This window comes from Pseudomonas sp. FW306-02-D09B, from assembly GCF_058782685.1.
The window spans coordinates 79,685-103,161 of sequence record NZ_JBYSXY010000019.1; the positions used below are offsets into that span (position 1 = coordinate 79,685).

18 protein-coding genes and 1 pseudogene are annotated in these 23,477 nt (G+C 61.4%); 12 read left to right on the top strand and 7 right to left on the bottom strand.

Annotation, left to right across the window (positions count from 1 at the left end; translation table 11 throughout):
• Positions 1 to 7 precede the first annotated feature (7 nt).
• Positions 8 to 1,087: an FUSC family protein gene (locus AC3WK5_RS25335; protein WP_177474858.1), complete on the bottom strand. Its 1,080-nt coding sequence runs from the start codon at positions 1,085 to 1,087 to the stop codon at positions 8 to 10.
• Positions 1,088 to 1,117: 30 nt separating this feature from the next.
• On the bottom strand, positions 1,118 to 2,743 hold the full coding sequence (locus tag AC3WK5_RS25340) for an NADP-dependent glyceraldehyde-3-phosphate dehydrogenase (RefSeq protein WP_103317925.1): 1,626 nt from the start codon (positions 2,741 to 2,743) through the stop codon (positions 1,118 to 1,120).
• 321 nt (positions 2,744 to 3,064) lie between these two features.
• Between AC3WK5_RS25340 and AC3WK5_RS25345 the strand changes: the two genes are divergently transcribed.
• Complete coding sequence (locus AC3WK5_RS25345) at positions 3,065 to 3,952, top strand: Dyp-type peroxidase (RefSeq protein WP_103317923.1); 888 nt, start codon at positions 3,065 to 3,067, stop codon at positions 3,950 to 3,952.
• A gap of 150 nt (positions 3,953 to 4,102) precedes the next feature.
• Here the strand turns inward: AC3WK5_RS25345 and AC3WK5_RS25350 are convergent, their stop codons facing one another.
• The gene (locus AC3WK5_RS25350; protein WP_103317920.1) at positions 4,103 to 5,848 is read right to left on the bottom strand and encodes an amidohydrolase; all 1,746 of its coding nucleotides are present in this window, start codon (positions 5,846 to 5,848) and stop codon (positions 4,103 to 4,105) included.
• A gap of 104 nt (positions 5,849 to 5,952) precedes the next feature.
• Here AC3WK5_RS25350 and AC3WK5_RS25355 point away from each other — a divergent pair, with 104 nt between their 5' ends.
• The 9 genes from AC3WK5_RS25355 to AC3WK5_RS25395 all read left to right on the top strand — a co-directional run bounded on the left by AC3WK5_RS25355 (position 5,953) and on the right by AC3WK5_RS25395 (position 15,046).
• Complete coding sequence (locus tag AC3WK5_RS25355; protein ID WP_103317917.1) at positions 5,953 to 6,870, top strand: LysR family transcriptional regulator; 918 nt, start codon at positions 5,953 to 5,955, stop codon at positions 6,868 to 6,870.
• Between the two features lie 47 nt (positions 6,871 to 6,917).
• A complete protein-coding gene (gene lexA, locus AC3WK5_RS25360; protein WP_054596985.1) occupies positions 6,918 to 7,535 on the top strand; it encodes a transcriptional repressor LexA in 618 nt (205 codons plus the stop codon).
• Positions 7,535 to 8,152: a translesion DNA synthesis-associated protein ImuA gene (gene imuA, locus AC3WK5_RS25365; RefSeq protein WP_054596986.1), complete on the top strand. Its 618-nt coding sequence runs from the start codon at positions 7,535 to 7,537 to the stop codon at positions 8,150 to 8,152. The genes lexA and imuA overlap by 1 nt, the downstream gene beginning before the upstream one ends.
• 7 nt (positions 8,153 to 8,159) lie before the next feature.
• Positions 8,160 to 9,575, top strand: a complete 1,416-nt coding sequence (locus tag AC3WK5_RS25370; RefSeq protein ID WP_103317915.1) for a Y-family DNA polymerase — start codon at positions 8,160 to 8,162, stop codon at positions 9,573 to 9,575.
• A complete protein-coding gene (locus AC3WK5_RS25375) occupies positions 9,551 to 12,649 on the top strand; it encodes an error-prone DNA polymerase (protein ID WP_218275922.1) in 3,099 nt (1,032 codons plus the stop codon). Before AC3WK5_RS25370 ends, AC3WK5_RS25375 begins: the two co-directional genes overlap by 25 nt.
• Before the next feature lie 203 nt (positions 12,650 to 12,852).
• Positions 12,853 to 13,527: a CsgG/HfaB family protein gene (locus tag AC3WK5_RS25380; protein ID WP_162491272.1), complete on the top strand. Its 675-nt coding sequence runs from the start codon at positions 12,853 to 12,855 to the stop codon at positions 13,525 to 13,527.
• A 45-nt stretch (positions 13,528 to 13,572) separates the two neighbouring features.
• Positions 13,573 to 13,929 carry a DUF4810 domain-containing protein gene (locus AC3WK5_RS25385; protein ID WP_371917649.1) on the top strand — a complete coding sequence of 119 codons (357 nt, stop codon included), beginning with the start codon at positions 13,573 to 13,575 and terminating at the stop codon, positions 13,927 to 13,929.
• Positions 13,926 to 14,585 carry a DUF799 domain-containing protein gene (locus tag AC3WK5_RS25390; RefSeq protein WP_054596991.1) on the top strand — a complete coding sequence of 220 codons (660 nt, stop codon included), beginning with the start codon at positions 13,926 to 13,928 and terminating at the stop codon, positions 14,583 to 14,585. Before AC3WK5_RS25385 ends, AC3WK5_RS25390 begins: the two co-directional genes overlap by 4 nt.
• 221 nt (positions 14,586 to 14,806) lie before the next feature.
• Complete coding sequence (locus tag AC3WK5_RS25395) at positions 14,807 to 15,046, top strand: HP1242/YdcH family protein (protein ID WP_054596992.1); 240 nt, start codon at positions 14,807 to 14,809, stop codon at positions 15,044 to 15,046.
• 78 nt (positions 15,047 to 15,124) lie between these two features.
• Here AC3WK5_RS25395 and AC3WK5_RS25400 read toward each other — a convergent pair whose 3' ends face one another.
• Both AC3WK5_RS25400 and AC3WK5_RS25405 read right to left on the bottom strand, forming a co-directional pair.
• Positions 15,125 to 16,279, bottom strand: coding sequence for a sterol desaturase/SRPBCC family protein (locus AC3WK5_RS25400; protein ID WP_103318053.1), 1,155 nt, complete (start codon positions 16,277 to 16,279; stop codon positions 15,125 to 15,127).
• 112 nt (positions 16,280 to 16,391) lie between these two features.
• The gene (locus AC3WK5_RS25405) at positions 16,392 to 17,255 is read right to left on the bottom strand and encodes a LysR family transcriptional regulator (RefSeq protein ID WP_103317910.1); all 864 of its coding nucleotides are present in this window, start codon (positions 17,253 to 17,255) and stop codon (positions 16,392 to 16,394) included.
• A gap of 141 nt (positions 17,256 to 17,396) precedes the next feature.
• Between AC3WK5_RS25405 and AC3WK5_RS25410 the strand changes: the two genes are divergently transcribed.
• A complete protein-coding gene (locus AC3WK5_RS25410) occupies positions 17,397 to 20,021 on the top strand; it encodes an MGH1-like glycoside hydrolase domain-containing protein (RefSeq protein WP_103317908.1) in 2,625 nt (874 codons plus the stop codon).
• Between the two features lie 115 nt (positions 20,022 to 20,136).
• Here the strand turns inward: AC3WK5_RS25410 and AC3WK5_RS25415 are convergent, their stop codons facing one another.
• Positions 20,137 to 21,855 (bottom strand): hydrogenase maturation protein, encoded by a 1,719-nt coding sequence (locus AC3WK5_RS25415; RefSeq protein ID WP_103317906.1) that lies wholly within the window; start codon positions 21,853 to 21,855, stop codon positions 20,137 to 20,139.
• Between the two features lie 356 nt (positions 21,856 to 22,211).
• Positions 22,212 to 22,586, bottom strand: coding sequence for a DUF6124 family protein (locus AC3WK5_RS25420; RefSeq protein ID WP_103317903.1), 375 nt, complete (start codon positions 22,584 to 22,586; stop codon positions 22,212 to 22,214).
• A gap of 577 nt (positions 22,587 to 23,163) precedes the next feature.
• Between AC3WK5_RS25420 and AC3WK5_RS25425 the strand changes: the two are divergent.
• Positions 23,164 to 23,373: pseudogene (locus AC3WK5_RS25425) on the top strand (addiction module antidote protein); the annotation flags it as partial.
• Positions 23,374 to 23,477 lie beyond the last annotated feature (104 nt).

The following is a 23,477-nucleotide window of genomic DNA, read 5'->3' on the forward strand; positions in this document are numbered from 1 at the left end:
CCAGCGCTCAGATTTTCCAGCGCGGCGCAGTCTTCACCAAGCGCTGGCGCATGTCATTCAGGTTGGCAGTCAGCTGCCGGGTCAGTAATCGGTAACCGTCCAGCGCGCTGTAGACCGGGGTGCCCATGGCGGTCTGCGGTGCGGTTTCATCGGTCGCGCGCTCCAGGCGTTGTGTCGTACCGGATTGCAGCGCCCGGGCCATGCCAATCATTAACACGCGAACCTGCCGGTGCTCGGTTTTCAGTGCCAGTTGCATTTGTGCCATGGCCTGTTCGTCGCTGGCTTCGGGACGGGTGTTGGCGAGGATTTCCAGAGTGCTGATGCACATCCGCAAATTGCGCTGGAGGGCGTCGAGTTCGGTCATGGACATTCGCACTTCCTTGGACACCGACGGCATCAACGAGCGCAGTTGCACCATCATCCCGTTGAGACGGTTGAGCATCTTGAGGTAGTGGTCATCGGTGACCGATTGGCCACTGATGATCCGGCTGTAAATGCTCGCGCAGTCGCGCAAGGCACTGGCGAGTTTGTAGCGCCAGGAGTAGACCGCGTACAGCGGCAGTGCGAAGGAAAAGGCCAGTGCCAGGATAATACCGATGAGGATATCGACTGTGCGCCAGAGTCCGTCGGTCACCGGGTTATCGCCGTGTCCGGCGACGATGAATACAGTGATGGCCGACAACAGCGCGGTGTAACCACCCTTGCCAATTGCGTGGTAGGAGAAGAACCCGCAGACCACCGACATACCGAAGTAAGTCAGCCACGGCATGCCGAGCCACGCCTGCTGCGCCACCAGCAGCAAACCCACGCCAGCACCGATCAGAGTGCCATACGCGCGCTCGGCAGCTTTTTTGCCGATATTGCCGTGGTGCTGCAAACCACCGATCACCACCAACATGGTTACCGACGCCCATTCACCGTGGGGCAGATGGATCCCGGTGGTCAGCAGAATCGTCGCCAACAGCCCCAGCGACACCCGAACGGCGTGGATCAGTTTGGCGTTGCGATAGCGCCGGTACGGGTCCAGAAGCGGACGCAGCAACCGGCGCAGCAACGGCGGCAATCGAGATGATCGAAAGGCTGTCATCGGGTTCGCAGTGTGTCCTCGGTGTGCATTCTAGAAAATATAGTCGGTGGTGAGGAAACTCGACTCCCGTCCGCGGATGATGTCGCTGATCAGTTCCTTGTTGCTCTCCTGGAACTTGGTCGCCACCAGCGTGCGGATCGAGAAAGTCCGCAACGCGTCGTGCACCGACAGCGTTCCTTCGGCCGAATTCTTGCGCCCGTTGAACGGGAAGGTGTCCGGACCGCGCTGGCACTGGGCGTTGATGTTGATCCGCCCGACCTGATTGGCAAAGATATCCACCAGCCGCCCAACCTCGGCAGGATTGGTGCCGAACAGGCTCAATTGCTGTCCGAAGTCTGACTCAAGGACGTAGTCGATCACCGTGTCCAGGTCACGATAAGGCACGATAGGCACCACCGGGCCGAACTGCTCTTCATGATAGACGCGCATGTCGGTGGTCACCGGGAACAGCACCGCCGGATAGAAGAACGAACCGCGTGCCTGGCCGCCATTTTCGTTCACCACGTTGGCGCCTTTTCTCACGGCATCGTCCATCAGCCCATGCAGGTAATCGACCTTGCCTGACTCTGGCAGCGGCGTCAGAGACACACCGCTTTCCCACGGCATGCCGGGTTTGAGCGAGGCCAGCTTGTGGTTGAATTTCTCGATGAAACGGTCGACCACTTGCTCGTGAACGAAGAGGATTTTCAGCGCAGTGCAGCGCTGACCATTGAACGACAGCGAACCGGTGACGGCTTCGTTGACCGCATTGTCCAGATCCACCTCGGGCAGCACGATGCCGGGGTTTTTCGCGTCCAGCCCTAACGCTGCGCGCAAGCGGTGCGGTTTCGGGTGCAGTTTCTTCAGGTCACTGGCGGCCTTGTTGGTGCCGATGAAGGCAAAGATGTCGATCTTGCCGCTGGCCATCAGCGCGCTGACGGTCTCGCGGCCGCTGCCGTAGATCACGTTGATCACCCCGGCCGGGAAGCTGTCGCGGAACGCTTTCAGCAACGGGCGAATCAGCAGGACGCCGAGCTTGGCCGGTTTGAACACCACGGTGTTGCCCATGATCAGCGCCGGAATCAGCGTGGTGAAGGTCTCGTTCAGCGGGTAGTTGTAAGGTCCCATGCACAAGGCGACGCCAAGCGGCACGCGACGGATCTGGCCGAGCGTGTCCTGTTCCAGTTCAAATCGGCTGGAGCGACGGTCGAGTTCCTTGAGGGCGTTGATGGTGTCGACGATGTAGTCGCAGGTGCGGTCGAACTCTTTTTCCGAGTCCTTGAGGTTCTTGCCGATCTCCCACATCAGCAACTTGACCACCGCTTCACGCTGTTCGCGCATGCGGGCGAGGAATGCTTCGACATGTTGAATCCGCTCGGCCACCCGCATCGTTGGCCAGTTGCCCTGACCACGGTCATAGGCACGGACAGCAGCGTCGAGGGCGGTTAATGCGGTGTCGGCGTCGAGCAGTGGCGTGCTGCCGAGAATGACTTGCTCATCACCATTTTCGCCGGTCAGGTAGACCGGGCTGCGGACGATTGCCAGAGGGCCGTTCCAGATTTTCAGGACGCCATCGACGAGGTATTCACGTTGCTCGGTCTGCTCGTCGAGACGGTATTGCTCCGGGATGTCGCGGGCGGTCGGGAACAGGTTGCCAAGGATGTTTTCTGTGCTCATGTCGCTACCCCGTCTGGATTGGGTGATGCGGATAAGGTTTTTATCGCCAGACACTGCCGCGAGGTCAAGACCTGTCAGCCGTGTCTTTTTCTGGAATGACGGCGATGGCTACACATCATTCTGATGCCGCTTTTGGCTCGGCATGGGATGTGCACCATGATTAGCATTGCTGAATCGTTTTATCAGATTGCTTCGGCAACTGCTACGGAGGATTTGAGCGACATCAGCACAGTTTCGTGTCTGCACCGCTCTTGCACCTTTCAACACACACACAAACTGCCGCGTGCCGGGTAAACTTCATGCCTTTCCAGAGGAGTTCTCATGAGTTACTACCAGCCGGGCATCCTTGCCACCCCCGTTCCGCCTCAGGCGCGTCATTTGTTTTTCGCTCTCGAATCCGCCGAAGCTCTGCCGACTGCGCTCGACAACCTGATGAAACTGGTGGACGGCAAGTCGGCGGTGGTCGGTTTTGGCAAGTCGCTGGTCAATGCACTGGACGCGAAAGTAGCGGGGCTGCGACCGTTTCCGGCGATGATCGGCGTTGGCGTCGATAACCCTTCGACCCAGCACGCGCTGTGGTGCTGGCTGCACGGTGAGGATCGCGGCGAGTTGCTTAACCGCAGCCGTGCGCTGGAAGTCGCGCTGGCTCCAGCATTGCGCCTGGTGCAGATGAACGAAGCCTTCCGTCACATGAGTGGCCACGACCTGACGGGCTATGAAGACGGCACCGAAAACCCCCACGACGAAGCCGCCGTTGCCGCAGCGCTGGTGGCTGAGGGTGAGGACGGTCTGGTGGGTGGCAGCTTCGCCGCGATCCAGCAGTGGCAGCATGATCTGAACGGTTTTAATGCGATGCCGTCCCATGAACAGGACAACATCATTGGCCGCCGCAAGAGCGACAACGAAGAGCTCGACGACGCGCCGATCTCCGCTCACGTCAAACGCACCGCCCAGGAAAGCTTCACCCCTGAAGCCTTCATCGTGCGTCGCTCGATGCCTTGGATCGAAGGCGATCGTGCCGGCCTGATGTTCCTGGCCTTCGGCCATTCCTTCAATGCCTTCGAAGCTCAACTGCGCCGCATGAGTGGCCTGGAAGACGGTATCGTTGACGGTCTGTACCGCATGAGCCGGCCGATCACCGGTGGTTACTACTGGTGCCCGCCGCTCAAGGACGGTCAGCTGGATTTGCGTGCACTGAGCATCGGCTGAAGACTAACGCAGATCCCGTAGGAGCACGGCTTGCCGGCGATGGCGGTCTTGCGGGCGCTATCGCGGGCAAGCCTTGCTCCTACGGATTGGGGGGGCGCCCAGCTCTTGCCGGCGATGGCGGGTCTTACGGATGTCATCGCTGGCAATATGTCACTGTGCAACGGAGGCATAGACTTCGCGGCCGGCGAACCAGGTGCTCAGCACCCGAGTGTCGTGCAGGGCTTTTTCGTCGACCTTGAACACATCGCGGTCGACGATAATGAAGTCCGCCTGCTTGCCGGGCTCAAGCGAACCGATCCGCTGTTCCAGGCCAATGGTGCGGGCGGCGTTGACGGTGTAGGCGTAGAACATGCTCTCGCGGTCGATGCCCTCGGCGGCGTTCAACACGCCTTTGGGCCCCACACGGGTGATGGCCTGGGCCATCGCATTGAACGGGTTCGGCGATGACACCGGCCAGTCACTCGCACCGGCAATCGTTGCGCCTTGCTTGAGCAACGAGTGCGCCGGGTACTGATAGCGGAAGGCGAGCGCGCTGACGTACGGCTTGATCATGTCCAGGGTGTACTCGTCAGCCGAGGCCCAGAGCAGCTGCATCGAAGCGATCACATTGAGTGGCTTGAAGCGGGCGAACTCCTTGGGGTTGACCAGTTGCAGGTGGGTGATGGAGTGGGTCACGCCACTGCGCCGATCTTTGCGTGCTTGTTCGATGCCGTTCAACGACTCACGCACTGCACGGTCGCCAATGGCGTGAATGTGCACCAGCCAGCCGCGTTGGTCGGCGGCACTGACCAGCTCACCGAAATGCGCCGGATCGATCAGCAGCTCGCCCTGTTTGTGCGAGTTGTTGTAGGGATCGATCAGCGCCGCGCTCTGCGCTGGAAACTCAAGCACGCCATCGGCGAAGATCTTGATGCCGGGCAGGCTCAGGTTCGGGATGTCCTGGAACTGCTTGCGCACCGTGTCCAGCGTTTCCAGGTCGGCCGGGCGGCTTCGCGGGTTGGCCACCAGCAGCGCGGCGACGTGCGCGCTCATTGCCCCGGTTTCAGACAGCGCCTTGTACACCGGCAGAACGCCGACGGTTTTTTCCGTGGGCTTGAGGGCGAACACCGGTTCCCCCGGCGCGGCGTTGGCGGCCGGGTCCATCCAGGCGGTGATGCCCAAACTGTTGTTGGACTGCAACGCGGCCTGGGCTGCACGCAACAGGTCTGCCGGACTCGCTTTGGGCATGACCGAAGCGACCCGGTCCCAACCCGCATCCACCAGAAAACCGTTGGGCGCGCCATTCGCCAGGCGGCCGATGGTGCCGCGCTCGGCGGCGGGCAGGGTGTTGATCAGCGCGGCATTGATCCCGGCCCGCGTGAGCATCACGTTGTTGGCCCAGGCGGTGTGGTGATCGCTGCCGATGAATACGATCGGCACCTGCGCCCATTCACCCTGGTTGAAACGCTGGGCAAAGGCCTCGGCTTGCGCCCAATAGGCTGAACTCATGCCGGCCACGCTCAACACATCGCCGTGTTTTGCCTTGCCGTCTTCACGCCAGACGCGCAGACGTTTTTCCAGCTCATCGAGACTGACCTGTTCATCTTCCATGTTGGCCGAGGCCAGTTCGAGGCCGCCGAAGATCGCGTGTGAATGGCTGTCGATCAGGCCGGGCATCAGGGTTTTACCCGCCAGATCGATGACCCGGGTCGAGGGCTCGATCAATGCCTTGATCTGCGCGTCGCTGCCGACCTGCAACACTTTGCCGTCCTCCACTGCCAGGGCCTGGACCTTGGGTTGGGCGTGGTCGGCAGTGAAGATCTTGCCGTTGATCAATACCAAATCGGCGGCGGCCATGGCTTCCATCGAGGCAAAAGCCACGGCGCAGCTCAGGAGTGTCGGGATAACTCTATTCATGCGGGATGCCTTGTTTTTATTCGTCTGGCAGCGAGACTAGTGGCTTGGCACGCTGGGCAGAACACCTGAAACCAGCAAAACCCTTTTGCCTGAATGGAAAAACCATGGACACGCTCAGTGCCTTGAAAATGTTTGTTGCGACCGCAGAGCACGGCAGCTTCAGCCGTGCCGCGCAGCAACTGGGCAAAACCCCGTCGGCGCTGACCAAAGCGGTCAGTCATCTGGAAGCTGAACTGGGTGCGCGCTTGTTCGAGCGCAGCACGCGGCGCACTTTATTGACCGAGGTCGGGAGGCTTTATCTGGAGACCGCGCGTCAGGTGTTGCAACGCCTGCAAGAGGTCAGCGAAGAGATCCTGCAGGTGCAGCATGGTTTGCAGGGCACACTGAAAATCACTGCGCCGCTGGCCTTTGGTCGGGCCTTTCTCGACGAGGCGTGCGCAGGCTTTCTCGATGAGTACCCGCAAATCAGTTTGCACATCGACCTGTGCGATGAGTTCGTCGATCTGCTCGAAAGCGGCTACGACCTGGCGTTGCGTGAAGGTCATGACGACCTGCCCGGACAGATCGCCCGAGTCGTCGGTGAGAATCGCCTGGCCCTGTGTGCCAGCCCGGATTACCTGGCGCGCAACCCGGTTCCGGTGACGCCGCAGACCCTCGATCAGCATCACTGGCTGCTTTATCGCCATGCGGCCCTGAGCCGTGAATTCTGGTGGGTCGAGCGCGACGGTCAACGGCTCAGCTTGCCCCAGCCGTCGCGGCCGCGCCTGAAGAGCGACAATTATGACTTGCTGCTGGCCAGTGCGCTGGCGGGACGCGGGCTGCTGCACGCACCGCTGTGGAGTGCCGCGCCGTATCTGGCAGATGGCCGGCTGGTGCGGTTGATGGCCGACTACGAGATTGATCCGGACGCGTTCGGTTCGCACATCCTGGCGGTGTACCCCAGTCACCGTCGCGCCACTGCCAAGGTGGCGGCTTTCATCGATTTCATTTCGGTTTTTCTGCGCCAGCGCGGCTTGGGCTAAGCGTTACGACTGGCGGTTATTGTCAGGAAAACCCGATAGGAGTACAAATGTACTCCATGACGACTTTGACTCCCCGCCGTACCGCCATCCTGACCTTCATCCGCGACCGTATCGCGCAACAAGGCCAGTCACCGAGCCTCGCTGAAATCAGCGAGGCGTTCGGTTTTGCCTCACGCAGCGTGGCGCGCAAGCATGTGGTGGCACTGACCGAAGCCGGTTTTATCGAGGTCAATCCGCATCAGGCCCGCGGTATTCGCTTGCTCAATCAGCCGCGTCGCCCCGAGTTGCTGGACATCCCGGTACTCGGGCGGGTGGCCGCCGGTGTGCCGATGGGAGTCGATGCCGAGGTGCACAGCCGCTTGTGGCTGGATCCGGCAATGTTCTCGCGCACACCGGACTACCTGCTGCGGGTTCAGGGCGACTCGATGATCGGCGACGGCATTCTCGACGGTGATCTGGTGGGCGTGCGCCGCAGTGCCGAGGTGCGGAACGGCCAGATCGTCGTTGCGCGGCTTGAGGGCGAAGTCACCATCAAGCGCTTTGAGCGGGCAGGGGACAGCGTGCGGTTGCTGCCGCGCAACCCGGATTACAGCCCCATTGTGGTCGCCGCCGATCAGGACCTGGCGATTGAAGGGGTGTTCTGCGGTCTGGTGAGGCAAGGGTGATGGGCGCCGTCGTTGCGCTGGATACGCTGTTCAATGGCGGCCAGGTCTGGAAAGGCCGGCCCGCGCCGCCGAGCATCAGCCCGCAACCGACCGGGCATGCGGCACTGGACGCGGCGTTGCCCAGCGGCGGCTGGCCGGAAGCGGCACTGAGCGAAATCCTTGTCGCCGGGCAGGGCGTGGGCGAGTTGCAGCTGGTATGGCCAACCTTGGCCCGACTGACGACCGCCGGTGAGCGGGTGGTGCTGGTAGCGCCGCCGTATGTGCCGTATCCCCAAGCCTGGCAGAACGCCGGGGTGGATCTGCGGCAATTGTCGATCATCCAGGCCAGTGACCGCGAGGCACTGTGGGCGGCGGAACAATGCCTGCGCTCAGGCAGTTGCGGAGCGGTGCTGTGCTGGCCGCAACAGGCGGATGACCGCGCCTTGCGCCGTTTGCAGGTGGCGGCGGAAACCGGGCAGACCCTGGCGTTTGCCTATCGCTCGATCAAGGACGCCATCAATCCTTCGCCGGCAGCCCTGCGCATCGCCATCGATTCAAGGCCTGCGCAGTTAAGGGTGCTCAAGTGCCGTGGCGGGCTGGCCCGTTCGGCACCGATTGCCTTCGCCACCGGGCAGTGAGGTTGGCATGCGCTGGGTCTGTATCCTTTTCCCGCAACTGGCGCTGGACGCGGTGTTGCGTCAGCGCAGCGATCCTGACGAACCGCTGGTGTTGCTGAGCGGTCCGGCGCAGCGTCGGGTGTTGCAAGCGGTCAATGCGCCGGCGCGAGCATTGGGGCTGCGTCCAGGCCAGTCGATGACCGCCGCCCAGGCCTTGAGCAAGGCCTTTGTCAGCGCCGACTATGACGTGGCCGAAATCGAGCATTGGCAGCAGTTTCTCGCCGCCTGGGCCTACCGCTTCAGCTCCCAGGTCAGCGTGCATTACCCGCGTGCGGTACTGTTTGAAATCGAGTCGAGCCTGGGGCTGTTCGGGCCTTGGCCGCAGTTCGAGGCGCGGTTGCGCGCAGAACTCACGGCGCTGGGTTTTCGCCATCGACTGGTCGCGGCGCCCAACCCGCTGGCCGCACGGGTCCTGGCCAATGCCTACGACGGTCTGGCGGTGCCGGACAATGACGCGTTACGGCAATTGCTCGGGCAGATGCCGGTCGAGCGGATCGGGCTTGAGCAAACGGTCGCCACCGCACTGTCGCGCATGGGCTTGCGCACCTTGGGCCAGGTTCAGGCGCTGCCGCGTCAAACCCTGGCCCGACGCTTCGAGGCGCAAGTGCTCAAGCACCTCGATACCTTGTTGGGCGAACGGCCGCTGGCCCTGGGGTTTTATCTGCCGCCGGACCGTTTCGATGTGCGGATCGAGCTGAATTTCGATGTGCAATCCCATCAGGCATTGCTGTTCCCCTTGCGCCGGCTGACCGGTGATCTCTCGGCGTTCCTCTGTGGCCGGGACAGCGGCGTGCAGCGCTTTGACCTGCATCTGGAACACGCCGGGTTGCCGGACACGCTGATCAAGGTCGGCCTGCTGAGCGCCGAGCGCGACCCAGCGATGCTCTTCGAACTCGCGCGCGGTCGGCTGGAACAGGTGCAGGTCGAGGCGCCGGTGCGCGGTTTTCGGCTGTCGGCGCAGGACTTGCCGAGCTTCGTCCCGCAGCGCCGGGAGCTGTTCGACGAACGCCCGCAACAGTCCTTGCCCTGGGAGCAACTGCGCGAGCGCTTGCGTGCGCGGCTCGGGGATGAGGCGGTGCAGGGCCTGGGTTTTCAGTCCGATCATCGGCCGGAGTGTGCCTGGCTGCCGAATGCACAGCCTCAGGCCTGCCCGGCGCGGCCTGATGTACAGCGTCCCGGCTGGTTGCTGACCGAACCGTTACCCGTGCACGAAGGCACGGCGCGCATCCTCATGGGGCCGGAACGCATCGAGTCCGGCTGGTGGGATGGCGCCGACGTGCGCCGCGATTACTACCTGATCGAAACCCGCACAGGCTCCAAGGCCTGGGCCTATCGTACGGTGGGCGAGGCCGGGCCGCTGTGGCTGCAAGGCTGGTTCGCATGAGCGCCGGCTACGCCGAACTGCACTGCCTGTCGAACTTCAGTTTCCAGCGCGGTGCATCGAGTGCCCTTGAACTGTTCGAGCGGGCCAAACGTCAGGGTTACCAGGCGCTGGCGATCACCGACGAGTGCACCCTGGCCGGTATCGTCCGCGCCTGGCAAGCGGCCAAGGCGCTGGAATTGCCGTTGATCATCGGCAGTGAAATGCGCATCGAGAACGGCCCCAAGCTGGTGTTGCTGGTGGAAAACCTTGAGGGTTATCAGGCCCTGTGCCGGCTGATCACCCATGCCCGACGGCGTACGGAAAAGGGCCAGTACCGGGTGTTGCGCGAAGACTTCAACGGGCCATTGCCCGGACTGTTGGCGTTGTGGGTGCCAGATGCCGTTGACGCACTGGAACACGGCGCCTGGCTGAAAGGTATTTTCGGCGAGCGGCTGTGGCTGGCGGTCGAGCTGCATTGCGGGCAGAACGACGCCCGGCGTCTGGCTGATTGGCAGGCCCTGGCTGCCCGCTTGCAGATTCCGGTGGTGGCCAGCGGCGATGTGCACATGCATGCCCGTGGCCGGCGTGCATTGCAGGACACCATGACGGCGATTCGTCTGCATGTGCGGGTCGCCGACGCCGGGCAGCGCTTGCATCCCAATGGCGAACGGCACTTGCGCAGCCTTGAGGCGTTGCGTGAACTGTACCCAGCGTCGCTGCTTGAAGAAACGCTGATTATTGCCCGACGTTGTACTTTCGACCTCGGCCAGTTGCGCTACCAATACCCGCGTGAGCTGGTGCCTGAAGGGCAGACCCCGACTTCCTGGCTACGTCGGTTGACCGAACAGGGCCTGAGCAGACGTTGGCCTGAAGGGCCGGACAGCACGGTCATGGCGCTGATCGAAAAGGAACTGAAGCTGATCGCCGAGCTCGGTTACGAGAGTTACTTCCTCACCGTCGAAGACATCGTCAGCTTCGCCCGCAGCCAGCGCATTCTGTGTCAGGGGCGCGGTTCGGCCGCCAACTCGGCGGTGTGTTACGCGCTGGGAATCACTGAAATCGACCCGAGCCGGACGAGCATGCTGTTCGAGCGGTTCCTCTCCAAAGAGCGCAACGAGCCACCGGACATCGACGTCGATTTCGAGCACGAGCGCCGCGAAGAAGTCTTGCAGTACGTGTTCCAGCGTTACGGCAGGACGCGGGCCGCGCTGACGGCGGTGGTCAGCACTTACCACGGTGCCGGTGCGATCCGCGACGTGGCCAAGGCCCTTGGTTTACCGCCGGATCAGGTCAACGCGCTGGCCGATTGCTGCGGCCATTGGAGCGATGATGTACCACCGCTGGAGCGTTTGCGCGAAGGCGGCTTCGACCCGGACAGCCCGGTGCTGCGCCAGGTGCTGAGCCTGACCCGGCAGTTGATCGGCTTCCCCCGGCACCTGTCCCAGCATCCGGGCGGTTTCGTGATTTCCGAACAGCCGCTGGACAGCCTGGTGCCGGTGGAGAACGCGGCCATGGCCGAGCGCACGATCATCCAGTGGGACAAGGACGACCTGGACATGGTTGGCCTGCTCAAGGTCGACATTCTTGCCCTCGGCATGCTCAGTGCCATTCGCCGCTGTTTCGACTTGCTGCGCTACCACCGCGGGCGAGACCTGAGCCTGGCAACGATACCGTCCGAGGACCCGAAAACCTACGAGATGATCAGTCGCGCCGACACCATCGGGGTGTTCCAGATCGAGTCCCGGGCGCAGATGTCGATGTTGCCCCGGCTCAAACCCGAGAATTTCTATGACCTGGTGATCGAAGTGGCCATCGTCCGTCCGGGCCCGATCCAGGGCGGGATGGTGCACCCGTACCTGAGGCGACGTAACAAGGAAGAGCCTGAAACCTATCCCTCGGTACAGCTGGAGGCCGTGCTCAAACGCACTCTCGGCGTGCCGTTGTTTCAGGAGCAGGTCATGCAGATCGCGATTGTGGCCGCCGACTACAGCCCCGGCGAGGCCGATCAGTTACGCCGCTCCATGGCGGCCTGGAAGCGCCACGGTGGCCTTGAGCCGCACCAGAAGCGTCTTCGCGAAGGCATGCTGAAAAACGGCTACTCGGAGGAGTTCGCCGCGCAGATCTTCGAGCAGATCAAGGGCTTTGGCAGCTACGGTTTTCCCGAGTCCCACGCCGCCAGTTTTGCCTTGCTGACCTACGCCAGCTGCTGGTTGAAATGCCATGAGCCGGCGGCGTTCGCCTGTGCGCTGATCAACAGCTGGCCGATGGGTTTCTACAGCCCGGACCAGATTCTCCAGGATGCGCGCCGGCATCAGTTGCAGATCCGGCCGGTGGACGTAGCCGCCAGCAATTGGGATTGCAGCCTGGAGCCGACTGACGGTGAGCAACCGGCGATTCGCCTGGGATTGCGGATGATCAAGGGCTTTCGCGAGGACGATGCGCGCCGCATCGAAGCCGCGCGTTTGCAGGGTGAGTTCATCGACATCGCCGACCTGGGCGAGCGCGCCCGACTCGATGCTCGCGCGCAAGAACAACTGGCCGACGCCGGAGCGTTGCGTCGGCTGGCCGGTGATCGCCATCGCGCGCGCTGGGAAGTGGCGGGGGTGCAGAAACAGCTGGGGTTGTTCGCCGGGTTGCCGAGCCAGGAAGAGCCTTGCGTGGTGTTGCCCAAACCGACCGTGAGCGAAGACCTGCAAGCCGACTACAGCAGCGTCGGCACCACACTCGGCCCGCATCCGCTGGCGTTGTTGCGCGATGAGTTGCGTGCCCGACGTTGCCGCAGCTCACGGGAATTGCTGGAGGTCGAACATGGGCGCAACGTCAGCGTCGCCGGCCTGGTCACCGGCCGCCAACGCCCGGGCACGGCCAGTGGCGTGACCTTCGTGACCCTTGAAGACGAGTTTGGCAACATCAACGTCGTGGTCTGGCGCGACCTCGCCGAGCGTCAACGCAAAGCCCTGATCGGCTCGCAACTGCTCAAGATCGACGGCCGCTGGGAAAAGGTCGGCGAAGTCCGGCACCTGATCGCCGGACGCTTGAGCGACTTGAGCCCGCTGCTCAACGGCATCAGCGTGCACAGCCGGGATTTTCATTAGTCGCCATGATCATTCAAAAAGCTGGCGCCAGAAAATATAAATACTGTCATCAGTGGTGGCACTTTGGCATAATGCCGCCCGCTGACGTCCTGCACGTCGCTTATCGATTCGAATCCCCATCGCTTTTTCGCCACCACAATCCGCAGTGGCGGGTCGCTGTCATGCCGGGATAAACCGTTTTTCAGAAGGAGTGCACAGTGAGAATGATCTCTCGAATGGTGGTATCAGGGGCAGCGATTGCCGTATTAGGCGCGATGGCCGGGTGTGCGACCGAAAGCTCTCGCGCATTGCCGGTAGCCAAAGTCGAAAGCGCCAGTCAGGCCTTTGTCGGTGTCCGAGTGCCGATGGCTGTCGGCAAGTTCGACAACCGTTCGAGCTACATGCGCGGGATCTTCTCCGATGGTGTGGATCGCCTCGGCGGTCAGGCCAAGACCATCTTGATCACTCACTTGCAGCAGACCAACCGCTTCAGCGTGCTGGACCGCGACAACATGGGTGAGATCCAGCAGGAAGCGGCGATCAAGGGGCAGTCCCAGCGCCTCAAGGGTGCTGATTTCGTGGTGACCGGCGACGTTACCGAGTTCGGTCGCAAAGAGACCGGCGATCACCAGCTGTTCGGCATTCTTGGCCGTGGCAAGACCCAGGTGGCATACGCCAAGGTCAACTTGAATATCGTCAATATCAGCACCTCCGAAGTCGTTTATTCGACCCAGGGCGCAGGTGAATACGCCTTGTCCAACCGTGAAGTCATCGGCTTCGGCGGTACTGCTGCCTACGATTCGACCCTCAACGGCAAGGTGCTCGACCTGGCCATGCGCGAGGCGATCAACCGCCTGGTGGACGGCATGAATTCAGGTGCATGGAAACCGGGCAACTGATCAAGGTCGATGACAAGGAGCGGTACAAGCATGTTCAAGCGTTATATGTCGTGGGCGCCGATGGCGTCGATGTTGCTGGTGAGTGGCCTGCTGGCCGGATGCAACAGTCCGAAAACCCTTTACCAGTGGGAAGGCTACCAGCCACAGGTTTATGAGTATTTCAAAGGCGAAGAGCCCAAGGAAGCCCAGGCCGAAGCGCTGGAGCGCGATCTGCAAAAGATCAAGTCCACCGGCAAGACACCGCCGCCTGGCTACCACGCCCACCTGGGGCTGTTGTACCTGAGCCTGGGCAAGGACGATCAGATGGTGCAGCAGTTCAGAACCGAGAAGACCCTGTTTCCCGAGTCGACGCCGTACATGAACTTTCTGCTTAAAAACGCCAAGACCGGAGATGCCCAATGATCGCGCGCTCATTGAAACTGATGGCAGGTTTGCTGGCCCTGGCCGTCCTCGGCGGTTGCGTCAGCCCCAAGACCGTAGACTACTCGGCTTACAAGCAAAGCCGTCCAAAAACCATTCTGGTGCTGCCGCCGCTGAACAACTCTCCGGACGTCAAGGCGTCCTACAGCATGCTCTCGCAGGTTACATACCCGCTGGCTGAAGCCGGTTACTACGTGCTGCCGATCGCGCTGGTCGACGAGACGTTCCACCAGAACGGCCTGACCACGCCAGCGGACATCCACCAGGCGCCGGCCAACAAGCTGCAAGAAATCTTCGGTGCCGATGCCGCGCTCTACATTACCGTGACTGACTACGGCACTCGCTACATGGTGATCTCCAGTGCAACTGTGGTTACCGCCAGTGCGAAACTGGTGGACCTCAAGACGGGCACGACCTTGTGGACCGGCTCGGCCAGCGCATCGAGCGAAGAGGGTAACAACAACAGCGGAGGCGGTTTACTGGGTGCGCTGATCACCGCAGCGGTCAAGCAGGTCATCAACAGCTCCACCGACGCTGGTCACCCGATTGCCGGTATCACCAGCGCACGACTGCTGTCAGCGGGACACCCGGCGGGCTTGCTGTACGGGCCGCGGTCGCCGATGTACGGCACCGACTGATATTCCGGTTGCCGACACACGGTGCTCAACACAACGGCGGGCACGAGACTATTCTGGTGGGTGAGGGCGCCGACACAGTGCGGTGACGATAGCGACACGTCCGACCAACGGTCGCCGCTGGTCTGATTGATAGTCGACAGCGACCACCGAGCGAGGCCATTCTGATAACTGGCGAGCGCACGCAATGGCGTTCGCCACCGATCAACAAACGGAGGTGTTCCATGCCGGTTAATCATGACCTGTATCAGGACCTGAGCTGCTCAAAGGAAGTCATTCAGCAAAAGCGTGCAAATGATCCTCACCTGAACGCGCTGCTGGACAAATATTCGGATATCGACAAGCGTGTCCTGGAGGCAGAAGCCCAGGCTCTGGCAGATGACGAATTGAGGAAGCTCAAGGCAAAGCGCCTTTCAATCAAAGACGAAATATCCCGGAGTTTGAACGGTTCTGTCAGAACGTGACCACCGTGGGGGGCGCGGTGTCGCCCCCTTGTTTGGCAGCCCGCCTGCAAGCGTTGATTCAACATTGAGTGTTGCGTATCAGGCGATTGCCCCTGTCTGGGCCGGGATCGTCTGTTGCGCCATGTCGCGCAAGGCCAGCATCGAGGCTGCCGATTCGTGCTCGATACGCCGCTTGAGCAGCAGTCGATTGGCCAGGCGCATCAGTCGTCCGCTGAAGCGGTATTCCAGGGTGCGAACGAAGCGCGTGCTGCCACCCTCGCTGGCGCATTCATAAGTCAGCAGCAGCTCCAGACCATGATCACCCTGAGCGCGAGCGCTCCAGCGTCGCCCCGGCAAATACTCCTCGACCTCCCAGCTCAGATGCCCGGCTCGTCCACCCGCATGAATGTCCTCTTCAAAACGTGCCCCCGCGTGCAGCGGTCCTGGCGGGCCGTCGACTTTCAGCGATGACGGGTGCCACTCAGGCCAACGCGTCGCGGTGCTGGCGTAAGCAAGCACCGAGATCGGGTCACGCCCGATGTCGATCCGGTGTTGCAGGCGGGTCATGGGCGCTCGTCTTGTTTGAAGGTGCGAATGATCGGGTTCAGCCTCCCAATACAGCGTGCCAAACAGGTAGTCCATTAGCGGGAAAACGATATTGAAATTGCGCTCCTGCATCAGCTCGCGACGGTGATGCAGTGCGTGCAGGCGGCGCATCTGGCGAATCCACGGCAGGCGGGTGACGGGATTGCCCGGCGGCAGATGTTCGCAGGCGTGAAACACCTCGTAGGCCAGATAGCCAAGGATCATGCAGCCTGCGAACAGTCCGGCGATGTTGCCATTGAGATGTTTGAGCAGCCACCAGGCGGGCAGGGTGATCGCCAGGCTGTGCAGCACAATCAGCCACGCCGGAAACAGAATCACCCGCCAGTCGCGCGCAGAATCGTAGGTCATGTAGCCGGGGGCGAAAAAACTGTGGTGATCGCCCGCGTGTCGGGCATAGAACAACCGCGCAAAGGCCTTTTTGTGATGGCCCAGGTGGCGGTGTACCACGTAGACCGCGAAATTGAAAAACAACAGCGTCAGCGGTACCGCCAGCCACTCCAGCGGTTGCACCTGGTGCACGGTGCTCCAGAACAGCGTGATGCCCAGCACACCGAAGGCCAACACAAAACCGCCGTGCAGCCACGGGTTGTAGAACCGATGAATATCGGCCCGGTAACGGGCACGAAACGCCTGCGTGGTTTGCCTCACCGCGATCACCTGTTGTCGTTGTTATTAACAAAAGACTAGTCGCGGAGAAATTATTCAGCCAATGGATGTCGGGAATGAGTGGGTATTCACGCCGAACGGGTGTGGATGTTGCTCAGATCAACGGATCCCAGCGCTGCGACCAGTCGCTGTCGGTCTTGACCAGTTCGCGCAACAACCCGAAGGCCTGTTGCAGCACCGCCGAGTCGCGATCCCGCGAATACACCAGATAGGTCGGGTAACTGAATTCCGGGGCTTTGGGCACCCGTTCCAGCACGCCGCTGTCGAGGTAGCTCTGAACCACCCGAGTGCGGAAATAACCAGTGCCGCCGTTTTGCAGGATGTATTGCAGGGCCAGCGGGCCGAGATTGAAACTCACCGCGGCTTTGGCCTTGTCCGGTAGCGCCGCGTCGTGCTGGCGCCGGAACTCTTTGCCCCAGTCGATATAGACGTAGGGCTCGGGTCTGGACGGCAGGCGCACCAGGATGAGTTTCTCCTCCAGCAGTTGCTCCACTTGCAGCTGTGGCCAGTACTCGGGTTGAAACACCAGCGCGGCATCCAGCACGCCCAATTCCAGCTGGCGCAGCAGGTTTTCGCCGTCGCGGATTTCTGTGCGCAAGGCGTGGCTGGGGATCTTCTCACGCAGTTCGCGGGCCCAACTGAGCATCAACGGGTTGCACAAACTGACCTCGCCGCCGATGTGCAGCACATTGCGGTAGCCTTCCGGCAACGGCAAATCCCGGCGCGCGGCTTCCCACGTCTGTACCAGCTGATTGGCGTACACCACGAAGGCTTCACCGTCTGCGGTCAGGCGAGCGCCAGCGCGGTTGCGCACGAACAAGGTGCTGGCGAGCTGGCTTTCGAGCTTCTGTACCCGAGCGGTGATCGCGGTCTGGGTGACGTGCAGCTTATCGGCGGCGGCCGCAAGACTGCCGTAGCGAACGATTTCCAGAAAGGTACGGGCGAGATCGATGTCCATAAGCAGTCGCTGAGGTGAAGAGCCCCGCAGTGTAGAGCAAGCGTGCGCCTGAACTCGAGTTGAATGAACAGGAAGCCGCGTGCACCGGGGTGAATCCACGCTCTACACTGCAAACCATCCCGGACAACAACGGACGTTCCCATGACAGCACAGTCGGCCACGAACATTCTCGACACCGTCGAAGGCCAGCGTCTGGTTGGTGATGAGGCGGAGTGCTGGCGTGAGTGGGGCCCGTATTTGAGTGAACGGCAATGGGGCACCGTGCGCGAGGACTACAGCGCCGATGGCGATGCCTGGACCTATTTCCCGCATGAGCACGCCCGTAGCCGGGCCTATCGTTGGGGCGAGGACGGGTTGGCCGGGTTCTGCGACCGGGCCCAGCACTGGTGCATCGGATTGGGGCTTTGGAACGAGCGCGACCCGATTCTCAAGGAGCGTCTGTTTGGCCTGAACAATGCCGAAGGCAATCACGGCGAGGACGTCAAAGAGCTGTATTTTTATGTCGATGGGGTGCCGAGCCATGCCTACATGCGCATGCTCTACAAATACCCGCAGGCTACGTTTCCCTATGCCGATCTGGTGGCCGAGAACGCTCGTCGAGGCCTTTGCGATACCGAGTATGAAATCCTCGATACCGGGGTGTTCGAGGACGACCGCTACTTCGACGTAACGGTGGAATACGCCAAGAACAGCCCGGACGATCTGTTGATGCGGGTCACCGTGCACAACCGTTCGGATCTGCCGGCGCGCCTGCGAGTCTTGCCTCAGGTGTGGGCGCGCAACACCTGGAGTTGGGGCGGTGACCGGCACATGCCTAGCCTGACGCTGACCGGTGACTCGGTCCTGGCACAGCACCCGATGCTCACGGACCGGCAACTCAGTGCCTGGGGCGAGGAGGGGTGTGAGTGGCTGTTCTGCGACAACCATACCAATCATCCGAAACTTGACGGTGTGCCCGCCAACGGCCCGTTCAAGGATGGCATCAACGATTATCTGGTCGACGGTGTGGCGGGGGCGATTCGGCGTGACGCCGGTACTCGGGTCGCGGCGCATTTTGTTCTCGAACTGGACGGGCTGGCGCACAAATGCATCTACCTGCGCTTTGCGCCGACCGTCGCGCCCAAGGTCAACGCCAAGGCGCTGTTCGAACGCCGCCGCTTGGAGGCCGATGACTATTACGCGGTGCTGCAAGCACAGATGACGGACCCGGACGCACGTAATGTTCAGCGTCAGGCGCTGGCCGGGTTGCTCTGGTCCAAGCAACTGTATTACTTCGACGTCAATCGCTGGCTCGACGGGGACCCCGGACAACCCTCGCCACCGCCTGGGCGGCTGAACATCCGCAACACCCATTGGCGGCATTTGTCGAACTCCGACATCGTTTCCATGCCCGATACCTGGGAATATCCGTGGTACGCCTCGTGGGACCTGGGCTTTCAGGCCGTTGCTTACGCGTTGATCGATCCGGGTTTTGCCAAGCATCAACTGCTGCTGTTGGTCAAAGACCGCTTCATGCACCCCAACGGCCAACTGCCGGCTTACGAATGGCGTTTCGACGATGCCAACCCGCCGGTGCATGCCTGGGCCAGTTGGCGGGTGTATCAGCGTGACAAGACCTTGACCGGCGTCGGCGATATGGATTTTCTCGAGCGGATTTTCCACAAGCTGCTGCTGAATTTTTCCTGGTGGGTCAACCGCAAGGATGCCGAAGGTCGCAACCTGTTCCAGGGCGGGTTTCTCGGGCTGGACAACATTGCGCTGTTTGACCGTTCGGCCGCGTTACCACCCGGTTTTCACCTGGATCAGGCCGACGGCACGGCATGGGTGGCGGCGTATGCGCTGGACTTGATGCGGATTGCCCTGGAACTGGCCAAGCGCAATCCGGTGTACGTCGATATCGCGGTGAAGTTCTTCGAGCACTTCCTCTATATCGCCGGCGCCATCAACCGCGTGGACGATGCCGCTGAAGGGTTGTGGGATGAGCAGGATCAGTTTTTCTACGATGTGCTGCACCGCCCGGATGGCGTCAACGAACCGCTGCGCCTGCGCTCCATCGTTGGCTTGATGCCGCTGTTTGCAGTGCAGGTGCTGGAACAGCACGAGCACGAAGGGTTGCCCGGCTTGCGTGAGCGTTTATTGGGGTTCCTGCATCATCGGCCGGACCTGGCGAGTCTGATTTCACGCTGGACCGAGCCTGGAAAAGGCAATCGGATCCTGCTCGCGCTGTTGCGCGGCGAGCGCACCAAAAACCTGCTCAAGCGCATGCTCGATGAGGCCGAGTTCCTCTCCGAATTCGGCGTTCGCTCCTTGTCCAAAGCCTTCGCCGAGCATCCGTTTGGCATGCAGATCAATGGCAACAAACTGTGTGCCGACTATGAACCGGCGGAATCCGGTTCGCGCTTGTACGGCGGTAATTCCAACTGGCGCGGGCCGTTGTGGATGCCGATCAACTACCTGCTGATCGAGTCGTTGCGTGAGTTCCATCGCTACTACGGCGAAAATTTTTCGGTCGAATACCCCAGCGGTTCAGGCTATCTGGCATCGCTTGCCCAGGTAGCCGACAGTTTGAGTCAGCGTCTGACCCGACTGTTCTTGCGGGATGAGAACGGTAGCCGACCGTCGATGGTCGGCTACGCGCAACTCCAGGCCGACCCGTTGAGCTGCGACCTGGTGCTATTTCACGAGTATTTCCACGGCGAAACCGGCCGCGGCCTGGGTGCCAGCCATCAAACCGGCTGGAGCGCGCTGGTGGCGTTGCTGCTCTAGCGAGATCGTTCCCACGCTCTGCGTGGGAATACCTCTAGGGACGCTCCGCGTCCAGTGACGCGGAGCGTCACGGGCTGCATTCCCACGCAGAGCGTGGGAACGATCACGTGGCCTATCAAGCGATCAGCGTCACGTCGCGCTCCAATGCCCACGGCGCGATCAAGCGCTGCGGGGTCTGGCAGGTTTTGCGCTTGAACACGAAGTTGCGGCACTTCTCGGCGAACTGCTGGCGGTTGTGCACCATGTCCAGTTGCATCTGGGCCAACTCGACCTCGCGACAGTGTTCTATCTGCTGAAGGTCCATGCTGGTTTTGCGCGCGCGAAATGCCGCGTACTTTTCATTGGTCAAAGCGCCTTTGGCCTGTTGCAACAGCCATTGGCTGAACTCGCGGGGGCAGCGCGGGCCAATGTCCTGAATCATCCCCAACTGCCAGGCCTGGAACGCGCTGACCGGCAGGCATTCTTCGGTCAGCTTGTGCGCGATTTCGCTGCCCACTGCGCGGGGCAGGCTGTAGGTCCAGTATTCGGAGCCATACAGGCCCATGGTTTTGTAATGCGGATTGAGCACAACACCCGCCCGGGCGAAAACGATGTCGGCGGCCAGCGCCAGCATCACGCCGCCAGCTCCGGCACCGCCGGTCAGGCCGCTGACCACCAGTTGTCGGGCCGTCAACATTTCCTTGCAGACATCGTCGATCGCCTGAATATTGGCCCAGGCTTCCAGCCCCGGCACCTTGGCAGCCTGAATGACATTGAGGTGCACACCGTTGGAAAAGCTTCCACGACCGCCCTTGATCAGCAGCACCTGGGTGTCCCGAGCCTTGGCCCACTGCAGCGCTGCAACCAACCGCTGGCACTGTTCGGTGCTCATGGCGCCGTTATAGAACTCGAAGGTCAGTTCACCGACGTGCCCCGACTCCCGATAACGAATCGGTTGATAGGTCACCTCGTTGAACGGTTGGTTGGCGATCGATCCGTCCAGTACCGGTATTGCATCGAGTTGCCCGGCCAGCACATGCCGCGCCGGCAATTTGAAGGTTTCTTCTCCTGGCTGAGCCTTGCGTTTGAGCGAGCCGATCCACAGGCTGTGATCGCCGGTCGCGACCAGTACGGCATCGTCTTGCACGGCAAGGATTTCCCCCGGCGTGCCGGTACGTGAATCCAGGTGGGCGTCGTACAGGTAATACTGCCCGCCGGCCAGGCTCGCCAGCACTCCGGGTTGACCGTCGGCGGCATCGAGGGTGCGTTTGATGAACTGCGCGCAATCGTGCCAGCTGAAGGTTCGGTCGGCCTGTTTCATGTTTGGCTTCAGGCGCCCGATGACGTTCGGTTGCGTGTAATCGAGGGGTGTCGGGACGAAGTCGCTGGCGAATTTTTCCACCACGTCACGGATGCAATAGATCGCGGCGTCGCTCACCGGGCCGTTGTACAGCTCGGATTTGCGCACGTCGGCGGGCATATTGAATTCATAGGTCGACCAGATCGGCCCGGCGTCCATTTCTTCGGCCGCTTGCAAGGCCGTAACGCCCCAGCGGCTGACCTGCTGGGTGATGGCCCAGTCGAGCGCACTGGCGCCGCGGTCGCCGACGATGCCTGGGTGAATGATCACCACTGGGCGATCCGGGTTGCTCCAGAGCCGTTGCGGAACGCGATCCTTGAGAAACGGGCAGATCACCAGATCGGCCGCCGATTCTTCGATCTGCCGGCACACCGAGGCTTCGTCGGTGAACAGCACCACACTGGGCTCGTGACCCGACTGGCGCAAGTCCAGCCAGGCCCGTTGGGTCAAACCGTTGAACGCCGATGACAACAAAATGATCTTCAATGATCGCATGAGTGACTCTTCCCTGAGGATGCGCGGCCGGAGGCTCCCATTGAGCCGTCCCTGGCCTTTGATGGAGGCGCAAGGGTAGAGAGTGTGTGGCGAGGGTTAGCTGACCGAGATCAATCTGAAACGACAAAACCCGCAGCCTTGTGAAAAGGCGGCGGGTTTTCGTTATTCGCAGACACGACCGAGAACCTGTGGCGAGGGGGCTTGCCCCCGTTGGGGCGCGAAGCGACCCTAAAACCGGTGTCCGCGGTGTATCTGGAAGTTTCCGTTGGCCGGGGTGACGACTGCTGCGCAGCCGAACGGGGCGGTGCGGCGTTCCGACAAGCCCCCTCGCCACAAGTGCCCCACGGTGTTGCTTTCTACTCCAGTGAATCCGGTGGATCGAGTTGGTCCAGGGCGCGATTCACCACCAATTCGGCCAGCGAAATCATCTGCTGAATCGCCAGCGCGGTATTGCGTTTGGGGCCTTCGAGGTCGAATGCCAGATCGCTGGCCATGACATTCACTGAGGCGAGGGTTTCGCAGGCGTGGGCCAGCAGGGTTTCGCTGTCGACGTCGGGGGCAATGACGAAAATGCAGCCGGGGCGTCGGTCGGCTAACAATGCCTTGGTTTCGGGCAGCACCAGGTAGTGATCGAGCGCACGGTGTGCAGCGGCGTGGAGCTCTTTTGAATCGAGGGAGGCGTAGGGAGAGACGGGATCGGTTTCGGGAGGGTTGGGCGTTGGTTTGAACATGGTGATGCTCCTGATTGTTTCAAAGGAGCTGCCAATATCACTTGCAGATGATGGGTGGCAGCTAAGCGCGGGTCTGCAAGACCGGGAAACCAGGAACCCGGCAGACCCTAAGGTCTCCCGCGCAAAGCCGCCATAAAGCGGACACAAAAAATCGTCCTTTGCTTATGGTGTTGCTGTGCGACTGGTTATTTCCGGCGGGCTTGCAGACCCGATCACTGATGAGCAGTGACACGGAAACAATAAGAGCAAGGCCAAAAGCGCACAAGCCGGCGGATTCTGGCGTAGGTGTAGGCCGTGACGCAAGACGTTGTAGCCTCTGATGAGCACTGCGTAGGCAAGCTTAAACACCCGTCGTAGCAGCTGCCGAGCCCGCGAGGCTGCGTTCGGCCGCGAAGCGGTCGTAAAATCAAGCAACACCTTCTTTCAGGTAAATCGCGTACGCAGGGTTGGCGAGGACTCTGTCCTCGAACGCAGCCTCGCGAGCTCGGCAGCTGCTACGGGTGCAGGCTCTACACCTTGGTTATCTATGTAGGGTTTCACGTGGAGGACCAAGGCATAAAGTGACCCTCGATTGGAAGTGGCCGAGGGCGACACTGACGAGTTCATCCGTGCGGTTGGATACGTCGCCAAAGCGCGCGGTATGGCCCAGATTGCGAATGACTCAGGCCTTGGTCGGGCAAGCTTGTACAAAGCATTTGCGCCAGGCGCCAAGCCACGCTTCGACACGGTGATTAAAGTGATGCGTGCGATGGGCATTAAGCTCCACGCCACCGTTGGGCGTGCTTGAAATCCTTGAACAACAAGCCCGCCAATGGCGCAATGCTGTTCACTTAAGCCGATGTTTCAGGCACAACCGCAGTTGTGGCGAGGGAGCTTGCTCCCGCTGGGGCG